The organism is Grimontia sedimenti (genome assembly GCF_011045095.1).
Taxonomy (GTDB): domain Bacteria; phylum Pseudomonadota; class Gammaproteobacteria; order Enterobacterales; family Vibrionaceae; genus Enterovibrio; species Enterovibrio sedimenti.
Genome location: NZ_JAALDL010000001.1, coordinates 130,978 through 146,533, shown reverse-complemented (window position 1 = coordinate 146,533; position 15,556 = coordinate 130,978). Strand labels below are relative to the sequence as shown.

At 48.4% G+C, this 15,556-nt stretch carries 10 protein-coding genes; 6 read left to right on the top strand and 4 right to left on the bottom strand.

Annotated features, from left to right (window positions below; translation table 11 throughout):
- Positions 1-86 precede the first annotated feature (86 nt).
- Complete coding sequence (locus G5S52_RS00640) at positions 87-965, top strand: DMT family transporter (RefSeq protein WP_368737433.1); 879 nt, start codon at positions 87-89, stop codon at positions 963-965.
- A gap of 30 nt (positions 966-995) precedes the next feature.
- Here G5S52_RS00640 and G5S52_RS00635 read toward each other — a convergent pair whose 3' ends face one another.
- The 3 genes from G5S52_RS00635 to G5S52_RS00625 form a co-directional block, all read right to left on the bottom strand.
- A complete protein-coding gene (locus G5S52_RS00635; RefSeq protein WP_165011353.1) occupies positions 996-1,604 on the bottom strand; it encodes a DNA-J related domain-containing protein in 609 nt (202 codons plus the stop codon).
- Positions 1,605-1,907: 303 nt separating this feature from the next.
- Positions 1,908-3,026: a glycine cleavage system aminomethyltransferase GcvT gene (gene gcvT / locus G5S52_RS00630; protein WP_165011352.1), complete on the bottom strand. Its 1,119-nt coding sequence runs from the start codon at positions 3,024-3,026 to the stop codon at positions 1,908-1,910.
- A 77-nt stretch (positions 3,027-3,103) separates the two neighbouring features.
- Positions 3,104-3,736, bottom strand: coding sequence for a helix-turn-helix domain-containing protein (locus G5S52_RS00625; RefSeq protein ID WP_165011351.1), 633 nt, complete (start codon positions 3,734-3,736; stop codon positions 3,104-3,106).
- 593 nt (positions 3,737-4,329) lie between these two features.
- Between G5S52_RS00625 and G5S52_RS00620 the strand changes: the two genes are divergently transcribed.
- The 5 genes from G5S52_RS00620 (at position 4,330) to G5S52_RS00600 (ending at position 14,219) form a co-directional block, all read left to right on the top strand.
- On the top strand, positions 4,330-5,733 hold the full coding sequence (locus G5S52_RS00620) for an L-serine ammonia-lyase (protein WP_165011350.1): 1,404 nt from the start codon (positions 4,330-4,332) through the stop codon (positions 5,731-5,733).
- Positions 5,734-5,829: 96 nt separating this feature from the next.
- On the top strand, positions 5,830-6,207 hold the full coding sequence (gene gcvH / locus G5S52_RS00615; protein WP_165011349.1) for a glycine cleavage system protein GcvH: 378 nt from the start codon (positions 5,830-5,832) through the stop codon (positions 6,205-6,207).
- Positions 6,208-6,222: 15 nt separating this feature from the next.
- A complete protein-coding gene (gene gcvP, locus G5S52_RS00610) occupies positions 6,223-9,087 on the top strand; it encodes an aminomethyl-transferring glycine dehydrogenase (protein ID WP_165011348.1) in 2,865 nt (954 codons plus the stop codon).
- 346 nt (positions 9,088-9,433) lie between these two features.
- Positions 9,434-11,659 (top strand): methyl-accepting chemotaxis protein, encoded by a 2,226-nt coding sequence (locus G5S52_RS00605; protein WP_165011347.1) that lies wholly within the window; start codon positions 9,434-9,436, stop codon positions 11,657-11,659.
- Positions 11,660-12,161: 502 nt separating this feature from the next.
- Positions 12,162-14,219, top strand: a complete 2,058-nt coding sequence (locus tag G5S52_RS00600; RefSeq protein ID WP_165011697.1) for an ATP-binding response regulator — start codon at positions 12,162-12,164, stop codon at positions 14,217-14,219.
- Between the two features lie 39 nt (positions 14,220-14,258).
- Here the strand turns inward: G5S52_RS00600 and cqsA are convergent, their stop codons facing one another.
- Positions 14,259-15,443, bottom strand: a complete 1,185-nt coding sequence (gene cqsA / locus G5S52_RS00595; RefSeq protein ID WP_205743722.1) for an alpha-hydroxyketone-type quorum-sensing autoinducer synthase — start codon at positions 15,441-15,443, stop codon at positions 14,259-14,261.
- Between the last annotated feature and the right edge of the window lie 113 nt (positions 15,444-15,556).

The window sequence follows — 15,556 nt, the reverse complement described above, 5'->3', positions numbered from 1 at the left end:
GGGCTGTTGACCTTTGGTGAAGATTTTTGCATCAGTTTGGTAGTTTGCCCGCAAGGAATTGGGCATAAAAACAAGGAGAAACAGGCGTGACACCGATTTTCAAAGGCACCACAGCCATGTTGGTGGGGATCACGATCCTCAGTGTTGATGCGCTGCTCATTCGGTTGATTGAAGCGTCCGGTTGGACATTGCTGTTCTGGCGAGGGCTGCTTTCTGCCCTCATCATCGCTAGCTTTATGATGGCGACCCGCCCTGCCCAGACAATTTCGGCACTTAAAAAGCCCACTAAAGCGTTGCTGGTAGGCTCATTTGCATTCTCTATTTCGACAGTTTGCTTTGTCCTTTCCATCGACCATACCCAGGTCGCCAGCACCCTTATTATTATCAACATCAGTCCGCTGATCTCTGCCCTTCTTGCATTCCTGTTTCTGAAAGAGCGGGTTGATAGCCGAACCCTCATCGCCATCGTGGCGGCAATGGTCGGCGTTGGTTTCGTTTTCTACGGAAAGGCGATGCCTTCGGCCTCCTTTGGCAATTTGATGGCGCTGATAACTGCATTTATGCTGGCAACTTACTTTGTGATTTTGAGGAAAAGTAAAAGTGCCAATGCTCCGCTTTATCTGGTTCTAGGCGGGCTTTGTACTTCAACGATCTCACTGTTTGCGGGTGCAGAGCCTTTTTCACTGACTCCCCAGGAATGGAAATACACCTTGCTGCTATGCGGTGTTGTCGTACCAATTTCGTTTGTGTTGATTTCAATTGGCCCCAAATACCTACCCGCTGCGCACGCAAACTTGTTCATGCTCCTTGAAGCGATTCTTGGACCGCTGTTTGTTTGGGCCGCTTTGGGAGAAGTACCAAGTAACAATGTGCTGATTGGTGGTGGGATTGTGTTGTTGACTTTGGTGGTGTTTACGCTGTCTGCTGCCAAAAAACATCGCACATTAAACAAAAAACCCAGCTAGGTATAAGCTGGGTTTGATACCCATTTGCCATCATAACCGCAGGCTCTGCCAGGCTTCACACATAGTGCGGAAGGTGGCAGCATCCCCTTCCGGTCTGTCTGGATGCCATTTCAGCGCCATCTTACGCCACTGGCGTCGGATTTCTGAATCAGATGCATTTTCAGCCAACCCTAAAGCTGCCAGTGCATTTCGGCGCTCAACAGTCGTTTCACTGCAATGGCCCACATGTTGCTGATAGCGTTTCCAGAATGAACTCAACAGTTCGCGAACGTCTTCCGTTTGCGCGTCGTAGTTATTCCAATCCATGTAGTAGCCGCGAAGTGGGTCATCGCGATTCACTTCATGTTGTACAAAACCCGATCCTGCACCACGCCACATGAGGCGGATATCCATCGACTCTACCTGCAACCATTGCTGTGGCAGCAACATTTCCTGCAATTGGTAAAGCGCGTTCATGATAAGAAAATTACGCTTGAACAAGTCCAGCTGAGGGTCGTCATCTAGATGGTCCATGATGGTATTTTTCTGCAGTTCTGCCATCAGGTAATGCACTTTCCAGCTTTGGTTTGACGCTTCAAGTACACTCAAAATCGGCCAGATCAGAGGGTTATCAATATCATCCCGTTGTTCCGCAAGCATACAACTCTTTCTCCTATCGACCTCATGTCGTACATATAAGACATTAATCCATAATTCCGTGAATCGCCTGCTTAATTAAGCGGTTCTGTCCGATTTCACAGTCTCTTGCTTCCTGTGCCAAAGAAATTGCATTCCTATTGATAGAAAGCTCACTTAATCGGGCCAGCATATCCGGTGCCAGTTTTGCAACTTGGTGTAAATTTTTTCGACAGTAAAAGTGCGCATATCTCGCAGCTGATTGAGAGACAAAAGAAAAAGGCCGATGCATAGCATCAGCCTTTTCTCTGGGGTTATTCTCTAGCGTTAACCGCGATAGTAACGCTGAGGAACAAACGGCATTTTTTCGACGGTCATCGGCAATTTCTTACCGCGTACTTCTGCAAAGACTTCAGTACCAATAGCAGCACTGGCTGTTGCCACATAACCCATGGCAACTGGCTGGCCTTTGGTTGGGCCAAATGTACCACTGGTCACTACACCAATTTCGTTGTCGTCAGCATCAAACAACACAGCGCCTTCACGCACTGGCGCTTTGCTTGAGCCCAATAGGCCAACGCGCTTGCGGGAAACATCTTTAGTCGCGATTTGGTCAAGAATGATGTCTGCACCAGGGAAACCGCCTGCACGCTCGCCATCGGCACGGCGTGGCTTACTGATTGCCCAAAGCAGGCTGCCCTCTACCGGCGTCGTCGTGGTATCAATGTCGTGCCCGTACAGGCAAAGGCCACACTCTAGACGCAGTGAGTCGCGAGCCCCCAGACCAATCCACTCTACTTCCTCTTTCAACAGCAGTCGGCGTGCAAACTCTTCTGCTTTGTCTGATGGGACAGAGATTTCGTAACCGTCTTCACCGGTATAGCCAGAACGGCTGACCAGACATTCAATGCCTGCCAAATCCATTTTCGCTGCATCCATGAACACCATGTCAGCAACCGCTGGGTTCAGCGTCGCCAGCACAGTAGCGGCTTCAGGGCCTTGCAGTGCAAGCAGAGCGCGATCTTCAATCACTTCCAGTTCGACATCTGCTGGGATGTTCGCGCGCAAGTGTGCGATGTCTTGCTCTTTACAGGCAGCATTAACCACCACAAACAGGTGATCGCCAAAATTGGTCACCATCAGGTCGTCCATCAAGCCGCCTTGTTCGTTAGTAAACAGCGCGTAACGTTGCTTACCTTCTGGCAAATCAATGATGTCTACCGGCACCAGCGCTTCCAGCGCCTTCGCTGCATTCTCACCGTGAAGTCGCAGCTGACCCATGTGAGAAACGTCAAACAGGCCCGCGTGTTCACGGCAATGAATATGTTCTTTACGCACACCAAGTGCGTATTGCACTGGCATGTCATAGCCAGCGAATGGAACCATTTTCGCGCCCATTTCGATGTGAAGGGCGTGCAGTGGGGTTTTAAGTAGATCCTGAGACATGTTTCACTCCATGATCACGGCGCTTGCCGACTTGCTAAATAATCATCCGCTTAATCTGCGGGGGATAAAATCCAATCTTAAGATGCAGTGACCCAAAGGATCAGAGCATCTTCTTCACTGAGCGAGGCAAGCATATGCCCCATCGCAGCATCGTAATAAACGCTGTCGCCCTCGTTCAGTTCAATCGCTTCATAAAATTCAGAGTAGAAAGCAATGCTGCCTTCCAGCACTAAAAGAAATTCTTCACCATCGTGGCGAATCCATTCGTCATACTCTTCAAACGAGCGTGCCCTCACACGGGATTTGAACGGAAACATCTTCTTATTAGTGAGCTGCGTCGCTAACAATTCATGTTCGTATGTCCCTGTCGGGCGGCACTTACCTTCGCCTACGCGGGTAATATCGCGACGTCCGGTTGCCTGGCGAGACTTTGGTGGCGCAAACAGCTGCGGAATATCAATCTTCAATCCAACCGCCAGTTTTTGCATGGCCTGAAATGTTGGAGAGATCTGTTCATTTTCGATTTTCGACAGCGTGGAGCGAGCCAGACCGGTCAGCTTGCTAGCTTCTTCTAACGTCAAACCACTATTGGTTCTGATCTCTTTCAGCCGTTCACCCAAACGCAGCGGAGCAATTGGCGCATCGGCCTGCACGCTGGCTCTTTCAACGGTAACTGACGGATACACGTCCTGTGCATCTGGCTCTGACATAGCTCGACTCTCGACTTGATGTTGCTGGTGGCGGCCATTCTGACACAGTCATCACGAAGACCAACACGAACAAGTTAACACTTTTAACAAAAAGTTTCCTATTGGAAACTTGGCTAAATCTTCATCATCGAATTGAGGTCAACTTATCAGCACATGAATTTACACCGATAAACACCCCATTCTTGCCGATATAAATCGACTGTGGCTGCAATCACATAAAGCATTGAATTCATTGTCCACACTTATCCTGAAAGGATTTAGCATTTGCAATCTTGCGTGTAAAAGAGTAAAAAAGCAAACGTTTGCGCAAAGTGGTCAATTCAAGAAAGTCTGATAATGAGCAAATTGTCAGAAGTGCTTAGGAGATCACATCAAGAGTTTCCTATAGGAAATTTTGTTTTGCAGGGCGCAAACACCTTTTGTATGTTACGCAAATGTTGAAGTCCAAATAACAATAAAACGCCACGCTTGCTATACCCAAAGTAATCGCCATCACTTGGTGACAAATGGGCAAGCGATGACGGGATAGTCATCAACCGGCACCCAAGCCAAGAACGGTGGTGCGTAACCTACAAAAAGCAAGGAGACGTGCAATGAGTCATAGCATGTTTGACCTGTTTAAAATCGGCGTTGGTCCGTCTAGCTCCCACACTGTGGGGCCAATGGTTGCCAGCGCAAGATTTGCAGAAGAATTGCGCGATAAAGAAATCCTCCACAATGTGGAAACCGTGACAGTCGAACTTTACGGTTCGTTGGCACTGACAGGGAAAGGTCACGCTACGGATGTCGCGTGTGTGATGGGACTGATGGGCGAATGGCCTGACAGCGTTAACCCAGACGACATCCCTACCATGACTAACATGGTGAAAGGCAGCAAAGAGCTACCACTAGATGGACACCGCTTTGTTCCTTTTGATTGGGACACTGACTTGGTTTTCCATTTCGACAAAGTGCTGCCAGAACATCCAAACGGGATGACATTGACCGTGAAGGGCGACAACAGTGAAGTGCTGCTTTGTCGGACTTACTTCTCAGTCGGTGGCGGTTTTGTCGTAGAAAAAGGTGAAACTGATGCCCTTGCATCAGATTTTACCCCGCCGTTTCCGTTTAATAGCGCGGTGGAATTGCTCGCCCATTGCGAGCAACAGAAAAAGAGTATCGCCGAGATCATGTTTGCCAATGAACTGGCTCGTGCCAAAGCGCACGACAAAAAGGCAACCATGAAAACGGTCAACGAACACATTGATGCTATCTGGCATGTGATGAACGCCTGTATTGAGCGAGGCATAGTGCAAGATGGTGTGTTGCCAGGCGGCTTACAGTTAAAACGCCGGGCAAAGAAATTGCACGACTGCATTATCAAGAAAGACTTGGACGGCCTGCCGCTCGACACCAATGACTGGGTCAATATGTTTGCCATGGCGGTCAACGAAGAAAATGCAGCAGGTGGTCGCGTTGTTACCGCGCCAACCAATGGTGCAGCTGGCGTGATTCCAGCGGTGTTGGCGTACTACAACAAGTTTGTGTCACCGAACAATATGGAAGGGATAAGAACCTTCTTGGCAGCCGCAGCAGCGATTGGTTCTCTTTATAAAACCAATGCCTCTATTTCCGCTGCAGAGGTGGGTTGTCAGGGTGAGATTGGTGTTGCCTGTTCAATGGCAGCAGGTGGATTAGCCGCCGCCATGGGCGCGACCTCAGCACAAATAGAAAATGCTGCAGAAATCGGCATGGAACATAACTTGGGACTGACCTGCGATCCAATCAACGGTCTGGTTCAGGTGCCATGTATTGAAAGAAATACCATGGGTGCGGTGAAAGCGATAAACGCAACAAGACTGGCACTCAATGGCGACGGCGAGCACCACGTTTCGCTAGACAGCGTGATTAAAACCATGCACGAAACAGGGCTCGACATGATGAGCAAGTACAAGGAAACGTCCCAAGGAGGCCTTGCTACCAATGCGATCGCATCAATGTTGTCGCCTGTTAGTTAACACAGATTTTTGCGGGTTGGTGAAGCCCTCAACCCGCAACCACTTTATGTCGCGATTGAACGCGGCGAATAACACGTTTCACACGGAGAAGTAAAAATGGATGCAACCTTGAAGTTTACTGAGAGCCACGAGTGGGTAAAAGACAACAGCGACGGCACTGTGACTGTCGGTATCTCTGATCACGCACAAGGTCTGCTTGGTGACGTGGTATTCGTTGATTTGCCAGAAGTAGGTTCTGAAGTAGAAATCGGCGAAGGTTTCTCACTCGTAGAATCTGTAAAAGCAGCGTCAGATATTTACGGCCCGGTAAACGGTGAAGTGGTAGAAGTTAACGAAGATCTGGAAGATAGCCCAGAGCTGGTTAACGAAGCACCTTTTGAAGGCGGTTGGATTGCAAAAATCAAGTTGGCTGACGACAGCAACCTTGATCATCTGATGAGCGCTGACGCTTATCAGGAAACTATCGAAGACTAATTCAGGACGAAGGTCATGACAGAATCACGCTTACTTGATCAACTGCAGGCTGACAACGAGTTTGTCTCCCGTCATAACGGGCCGCGCTTATCAGACCAGCAAGCGATGCTGAACACAGTAAATGCCACCAGCCTTGAGCATCTCATCGAAGAAACTGTGCCAGCGGGTATTCGCCTGCCGCAACCTATGACTCTGGACGCGCCACTGAGTGAAGTGGCGATGTTGAGCAAGCTGAAAGCTATTGCCAGCAAAAACGTCATCAAGCGCAGCTTTATCGGTCAGGGTTACTACGGCACCCACACGCCAAACCCTATTCTCCGTAACGTGTTGGAAAACCCAGGTTGGTACACGGCGTACACCCCTTACCAGCCAGAAATTTCTCAGGGTCGCCTTGAATCACTGCTGAACTTCCAGCAAATGGTGATGGACCTGACCGGCATGGAACTGGCTAACGCTTCCCTGCTTGACGAAGCAACGGCTGCTGCAGAAGCCATGACGCTGTGTAAGCGTGGTGGTAAGAGTAAGAGCAACACTTTCTTTGTGGCAGATGACGTTCACCCGCAAACGCTTGACGTGATCAACACCCGTGCTGGCTTCATGGGCTTTGATGTCGTCGTTGATGCTGCTGATAACCTGCCTCAGCACGATGTGTTTGGCGCCCTGCTGCAATACCCTGGCACAACGGGCCAAGTGCGTGATCTGACCGCTCTTATTGCTGCGGCACAAGCGAACAAAACGCTGGTGACGGTTGCTGCTGACCTGCTCTCACTCACCCTGTTGAAAGCGCCGGGTGAAATGGGCGCAGACGTCGTGATTGGTTCTGCACAACGCTTCGGCGTACCTATGGGCTTCGGTGGCCCACACGCTGCATTCATGGCAACACGTGACAAATTGAAGCGCACTATGCCTGGCCGAGTGATTGGTGTGTCTATCGACTCAAAAGGCAACCAGGCGCTGCGCATGGCAATGCAGACCCGTGAGCAGCATATTCGCCGCGAGAAAGCGACCTCAAACATCTGCACTGCACAGGCACTGCTGGCAAATATGGCTGCCTTCTATGCGGTATATCACGGCCCAGAAGGCCTCAAGAAAATCGGTCGTCGCGTACATCACCTGACAGCATTGGCTGCAGCAGCATTTAACCATGCTGGTATCGCGCTGGCATTCCATGATTTCTTCGACACGATTACGCTAAACACGGGCGATCAGACTGACGCACTGTTCCAAAAAGCGCAGGACGCAGGTTTCAACCTTCGCAAGCTGGATGGCCAATTGGGCGTGAGCTTCGACGAAACCACCACATTGGCTGAAGTGAACGCACTGGTTGCCGCGCTGACTGACGAAACGGACGTAGCGCAATACGCCTCTTCTGTCGAAGCAGACGAATACGCGGCGATTCCGGAATCATGCCGCCGCACCAGCGACTACCTGACGCACCCTGTGTTTAACACTCACCAGAGTGAAACCCAGCTGATGCGTTACATGAAGAAGCTGGAAAACAAAGACTTCTCCTTGACCCACGGCATGATCCCGCTCGGCAGCTGTACCATGAAGCTGAATGCCGCAGCAGAGATGATTCCGGTGACGTGGCCAGAATTCGGAGAACTGCATCCATTTGTTCCTGCTGATCAAGCACAAGGTTACGGCGAACTAGCGGATTCTCTCAGCAAGATGCTGTGTGAAATCACAGGCTACGATGCAATGTCTCTGCAGCCTAACTCAGGCGCACAGGGCGAATACGCAGGTTTGATTGCGATTCAGCGCTACCACGAAAGCCGTGGCGAAGCTCATCGCAACGTGTGTCTGATCCCAAGCTCTGCACACGGTACTAACCCGGCATCTGCTGCCATGGTGTCCATGAAAGTTGTTGTCGTTGGCTGTGATGAAGACGGCAACATTGACATTGAAGACCTGAAAGCAAAAATCGAGAAACACCGCACAGACCTATCGTGCATCATGATCACTTACCCTTCTACGCACGGTGTGTATGAAGAAGCGGTACAGGAAGTGTGCGAACTGGTTCATGAAGCTGGCGGTCAGGTTTATCTGGACGGTGCGAACATGAACGCACAGGTTGGCCTCACCAGCCCAGGCTTTATCGGTTCAGACGTTTCTCACCTGAACCTGCACAAAACCTTCTGTATCCCGCACGGCGGTGGTGGTCCAGGTATGGGTCCAATCGGTGTGAAATCGCACCTTGCACCATTCCTGCCAGGACACGTGATTGAAGGCACCAACTACGCAGTTTCTGCTGCACAGATTGGTAGCGCATCCATCTTGCCAATTTCATGGGCATACGTTGCCATGATGGGCGAGCAAGGTCTGACGGAAGCAACTAAGGTTGCCATCCTGAGTGCAAACTACGTGATGGAGCGTCTGCGTCCTTACTACCCGGTTCTGTACCGCGGTACTCACGGTCGCATTGCGCACGAATGTATTATCGACATTCGTCCTCTCAAAGATGCATCTGGCATCTCTGAGGAAGACATCGCAAAACGTCTCATGGACTACGGTTTCCACGCACCAACCATGTCTTTCCCAGTTGCTGGCACACTGATGATTGAGCCAACAGAAAGTGAAGACAAAGCTGAGCTGGACCGCTTCTGTGACGCGATGATCGCGATTCGCGAAGAGATCGCTAAAGTTCAGGATGGTGAATGGCCACTGGAAAACAACCCATTGGTTAACGCACCACACACGCAAAATGACCTGATGGCTGCAGAGTGGGAGCGCCCTTACAGCCGTGAGTTGGCTTGCTTCCCAAGCGCACAATCGAAAGATGCGAAGTACTGGCCAACCGCGAACCGTGTCGATAACGTCTACGGTGACCGTAACCTGATTTGCTCTTGCCCGAGCATTGAGAGTTACATTGAAGACTAGCAGGTGACACGGTATCACCACCAAAAGCGAGCCCATCGGCTCGCTTTTGTATTTTTGGAACTAACATCCCGTACAATGCATTTCATTAAAACCTCTCTCTAATTCATCTATTTGCAAATAGGCAGTTAGTACAAATCCCCCATAAACACCACCCATTTTTCGCTCAACAAATGTTCATATTTGTCGACACAAACATATGCATTACAAGACAGATTCGTGATGAGAATCACTTTCATTTATTGGCAGTTAATAGTTACTAACACTATTTTCATTTCATTGAGCACAATTTCTCGCTATTGATACACAGATAATTAACAAATAAATAACATTGGCTAGAGGACTAAGAATGAAGCTTAAGCAGAAAATGTTGTTGATCCTTCTTGGTATCGGGTTAATCCCCGCTGCCATTATTTCTGTGTTTTCGTTACAAATGGCCAGCGCCTCGCTGGAGCAGCAAACGTTCAGTCAACTTGAAGCACTTCGTGAAGTGAAAAAAGATGCCGTAGTGCGTTACTTTGACAGTGCAGCTGCTCAGTTGACCACTACTGCAAATTCATCTGCATTGGCAGAAAGTGCAATTGGAATGATTGATGCCTATCGAACCGCGCCAACTGAAATCAATGCTGACCAAATTTCAGAACAAAAACTTGTCTCCTACTACCAAAAAACACTGATATCACCGACTGAGCAAAAACGCGGAACCAGGCTCGACACAAATGCTTCGTCTCTCGTCGATGAACTCAGCACTTCTGCGAAATATCTGCAGTACGCTTACCTTGTCGATAACGACAACAGCAACAAGGCCTTTATGTCGGCTAGTAATTTTGGTCTACGCTATGATTTCCACCACAAGGCCATTCATGAGTACCTCGCTTCGACCAAAGAGAAATTTGGCTATTACGATATTTTCCTGATCGACGTCGAAAGCGGTAACGTTGTCTATTCCGTCAGTAAGGAAACTGACTTCGCCACCTCGCTTAAAAAAGGGCCATTCTCAGATAGCGGTCTGGCGGATGCATATCAACAAGCAACAAGCTTGAAGAAAGGACAAGTCGCTTTTGTCGACTTCGCGAAGTATCTGCCATCGTTCAATGACCCCGCAGGCTTCATCGCTACGCCGATTTATGACAAAGGTGAGGCCGTTGCCATCCTTGCTTACCAATTTCCAATTGATCGCCTCAACGCCATCATGGGAGAACGCGCTGGGCTGGGCGAAACCGGTGAAACCTATCTGGTCGGGGCTGACAATCTGATGCGTTCTGATTCTTATCTCGATCCCGTCAACCACTCTGTGATTGCATCATTCAGCAACCCAGTTAAAGGCGCGGTGAAAACACAGGCTGCGATACAAGCGTTGAATGGTATTTCCTCCGTGGAAACCATTATGGATTACAACGGAAATCCCGTGTTGTCAGCCTATGCCCCCCTTTCCATTCTGGGAGCAGATTGGGCGATTCTGGCTGAAATTGATGTGGCTGAAGCCTTTGCATCTGTGACAACGCTTCGTAACTCGGTATTGGTCACCATTACCATCGCGTTGGGCATTATCGCGGCTGTGGCGATTTATTTTGCCAAAGCCATCACCCGTCCACTCGGTGGCGAACCAAAAGAAATGCAGAAAATTGCAGATACTATCTCTAAGGGGGATCTGACACTCAGCTTCGCGATTGATGACGCCAGCAGTGGTGTTTATCGCTCAATGTACGACATGACGAACAATCTTAAGACGCTGACAGGTAGTGTGGTGAAAGCGACCGAGCAGCAATCTTCGGCGTCTTATCAGCTGTCGCAAAGCACGCGTGATACCTTGCAGAACATTGAGAAGCAAAACAGCAGTACGCTCCAAGTTGCCACTGCCATGGAAGAAATGACCATGACTGCCAATGAAATCTCCAACAATACCTCTGAAACCGCCCGTGCAGCGGCTGACGCGCAGGAGCTCATCAAAGAGAGTAATCAGGTCGTTCATTCCGCTTCCAACAAAATGATGAACCTGGTTTCTGATCTCAATGTCGCCAAAGAAAAAACCAATTTGTTGGTAAAAAGTGCCGATGATATTTCCGGCATTTTGGTGACCATTGGGCAAATTGCCGAGCAGACCAATCTACTTGCACTGAACGCGGCCATCGAAGCGGCTCGAGCAGGGGATCAGGGACGAGGCTTTGCCGTCGTGGCAGATGAAGTCCGGAGCTTGGCGCAAAGTTCGCAAAATGCTACCGAAGAAATCGCTAGCTTGATCAACTCGTTACAAAAAGTATCTGATGAAACCCGCAAAGCAATGGAGACCGGCGCGCAAAATGCCGAGCAGGTGGCGAATCAAGCCATGGAAAGCACTGAGCGTTTGGAATCAGCTGTCGCTTCTGTCGAGCGTATTGCGGATATGACGATTCAGATGGCGAGCGCGTCAGAACAACAATCTACAGTCGCAATCGACATCAATAAAAATCTGGTCGACATCAATTCAATGTCCCAAAGTACAGCAACAGCCATGCACCAGATCACCGAAGCCAGTACAGAACTGACGAAATTGGCGAAAACGTTGGAACATCACACCAGCCAATTTTCAATTTGACCCTCATACCCAAAACAGCCTGAAGATATAGAATTCAGCGGGTTTGGGGATACTCAAATATCTTTGTCAAAAGCCACTTTTTCGAAAGTGGCTTTTTTGTCTAAAAATGGCCTTAAAATCTGTCCTATCCGCGCATTTATCATAGAAATTTGAAGTCAAATAGTTGCCTTTCATGAAAAACAAATCTTGTACGATTAATAAGACAACCCACTGATTAACCATTGTATAAAGTTTCTTTCAACAGTTGCTATTGCGTCTAATTATTTTAAAAAGCGCAGACCAAAATATGAACATGACATCATATAAGCAACTCGGACTAACATACTGATTTATTGAATTTCTCTTATTTTTCATTGCAGAAGAAAAATAAACGAGGCCAATAAGCGAGTTAGCCAATTTTCTATTCAATGTTGTAACCGAAATAAAAATGGCAACTTCTCGATATCAAAGACAAAAACGCTTGTGGCGAAACGTTTGGATTAGGACAGCATTTATCAAAAGCATGGAAGCGGCCTTCCGCAAAGTCTACCAATACGCCGAACCCAACCTGACACTGGTCGGGTGGATGGGGCTTATTGGCTTTCCCCTCTATTACTTTGTCTGGACTGATTTCCTGCCGCAAACCTATGAGAATCTTCCATTACGACTTTTTTGCTGTGTGTTTTTTGTCATCGTATTGATGCGAAACAAAATCAAGCCGCCTCTCAAAGACCAAATGCATTGGTTTTATCAAATTGCTATCACCATCGTTTTACCGTTTTTCTTCTTCTACATGTTGCTGATGAACAACTGGTCAACCGTCTGGTTATTGTCATTTATGGCCGCGGTTTTCCTGCATATTCTGATGGTACACATCACTTGGGTCATGTTTGCTCAGACCCTGATTGGCCTCAGTTCCGCAATGCTTTTCGCATGGGTAGCTAGCGGGTATCACCTTGAGTTTTCGATGGACTGGACTTATGTGCCGGTTTTTCTTTTCATCTATCTTTTCGGCAATATTTTCTTTTTCAGAAACCAGCAGGAACATGAAACCAAAGTCTCGATTGCCAAGGTCTTTGGCGCTGGCATTGCCCATGAGATGCGAAATCCACTTGGTGGACTTTGCTCCACGCTGGATTTAATTCGCTCTACCCTGCCCGACCCATCCAACAGCAACAAACAGGTCTATCAACTCAGCGAAGAAGACATCAGGCTGATGCGAGAAGTCAGTAGCGATGCAATGAACATCATCCGCGCTGGAAACGAAACCATCGACCTGCTGCTCACTTCTATTGACGAAAGCCGTGTCTCTCGATCCACCTTCAGACGCCACTCGGCCAATCATGTATTGAAAGGGGCAATAGACAGTTTCGGTTACAAGAGCACAACCGATAAATCCGCTATCGTATTACGCACTGAGGAAGACTTTGAGTTTTTAGGTAGTGATACCCTGCTCAAGTACGTCATTTACAATCTTTTCAAAAATGCCTTTCACCATCGCAGCAATGAAAACTTCACGATTGATATCATTTTGGAAAGCGATCAGTACGATAACCGCATCATTGTCAGAGACAGTGGTCAGGGCATTCCACGAGAACTGCTTGAAACTATCTTTGAAGATTTCTACACCACAGGCAGGACAGGAAATTACGGTCTGGGCCTCCCCTTCTGCCGGAAAGTGATGCGCTCATTTGGGGGCGAAATTTCCTGCGATTCAAAACTTGGCGAGTGGTCAGCGTTTACCCTGACTTTCCCAAATATCGACTCCCCGACAGTTGATGACATTAAATCTAACCTCATCAAACTGAAGTCGATGTTGGTCGTCAGTGACGAAACAGACTTGATTGCGCGTGCCAACAAAATCAGCAAGGAAGCCGGGTTTAAACTGCAGGTATTCAACGTACTGGAAGCATTGCAGAGGCGGGACTACGAATTCGAATACGATGTGATTGTGGTTGACCTTGAGAGCGTTAAATCTAACGGCGATGTGCTTAGCCACATCGAACCTTTGCTGTCGTTCACTGAAGCGCAAATTGTGTATCTACACAATGGCTCGGTTGCACTCCACTCATCGCACTCGGTTTATCAGCCTATCTGGATTGAAACGCTGGTCTGGCGTATCAACACCCCTGCTGTTATCGAGCAGCTGTTTTTTGATACCGCAGAAGTGGCGCCAACCGGTCCAGTGGTCACGCCAGGACATTCACTCAACCAGACCATTATGGTCGTTGATGACAGTGAAACACTGCGGCAATTCACATCAATACTGCTAGAGAAGCAGGGATTTAAAGTCATCCAGTGCCCCAACGGCAATAGTGCGTTAGAAACCTTAATGGATGATGACCAATCCATTGATTTGATATTGATGGACGTTGAAATGCCTGTTATGGATGGACTTGAAACCTCCAGAAGGATCCGTGATGCGAAACATCGCCACGCTAACGTCCCCATCATTGCCCACACTGGTGATGATTCTAAGCCCACACTCGATAAGATCATTAGCTCAGGCATGTCTGACTTCATTTTGAAGCCATCAGATCTTTGTAAGCTACGCGACAAAATCACTATCTGGCTGCAGTAAAAGCCTCTAGGGTCTGTTGACCCTAGAGGCTCAACAAAGTTAGTAGAAACAAAGGTCAGGATGATCATACGCTGCCTGGCACACAGTAAGCACTTGATCGATATCCCTGTTGCTCATGTCGGCACTCAGAGAGAACCGGATGATCGCTTTGTTTTTTGGCGTGGCTGGCGCGCAAAACACCGCGCCATAGACGCCATTGGCTTCCAGAAAATCCCGCACCAATTCTGTGTTTTGCTCATCACCACACTCTAAAGAAATGATTTGGGAGTCGCTTCGTATCTTGAACCCAATGTTTTGCAGCCCAGCACGCAGTAAGTCGGAAATTTCAAACAGTCGCCTTCGCTTAGGGTCAGCCTTCATAATGACGTCAAGCGTGGCATCCAAGCGTGCGATTTCCTGTGGTAGTACAGTAGAGCTGAAGATCGCGGGGAACGACACAAAAGGCAAAGATGTAATCAACTTATGCGGCCCCAACACAGCGCCTGCGCGATAGGCAAAAGCTTTGGCAAGACTGGTCGTCACAAAGTCCACCCGGTCACGCACGCCCATTTCATTGATAAGGCCAGAACCTTCTGGTCCATGTGTTCCTAGTGAATGAGATTCATCCACAACCAGAGCACAACCGAGTGCCTCAGCAACATCACAGATTTCAGGGAGCGGTGCCACCGTGCCAATGGTGCTATAAACCGAATCCACTAAAATAATGCCTTCACCGTGCTTTTTAATCTGACGTTTTAGATTACTCACGCTGTTATGCATGAATGGAATAATTTGTGCGCCGGCAATTCTCGCCCCTTCCCAAAGCGACATATGAGCAAAAAAGTCGATATATACGCGGGTTCCAGGCTCACAAATGGTTTGAAGCAAACCAACGTTCGCAGCCCACCCCGACTGAGACAGCACGCAGCCATCCATACCGACAAATTCTGCCAATCTATTTTCAAAATCAGGTTTATGATCCTCGTCCTGTAAAAATACCGCTGACATCACCACGTTCTCACTGGAACTGGCAATGGCATTGAGATGAGCTGATTGGATATTGTCATCAAGACTCAGCGATAAATAATCGTTACTTTGCATCACAACAGCGCCTTCTCCCGGCCGGCTACTCACTGGTAGCGGTCTGGCATTCTTATAAGGTTCCGTCATATCCCGCAAAAAAGAGTTAAGACGCGCATCGATAAAAGAAGGGAGTTTTTTTGTAATAGTTGAATGATTTTCCATAGCCAAGCCTCTTCTTGTTAAAGAAAAACGCCAGAGTGGCGTTTGATGTTTTGGTTATACCCAAAGCACTTCAGCAAGCCGTCGAAAACGAGTTTTTGCTGCCTGAATATATG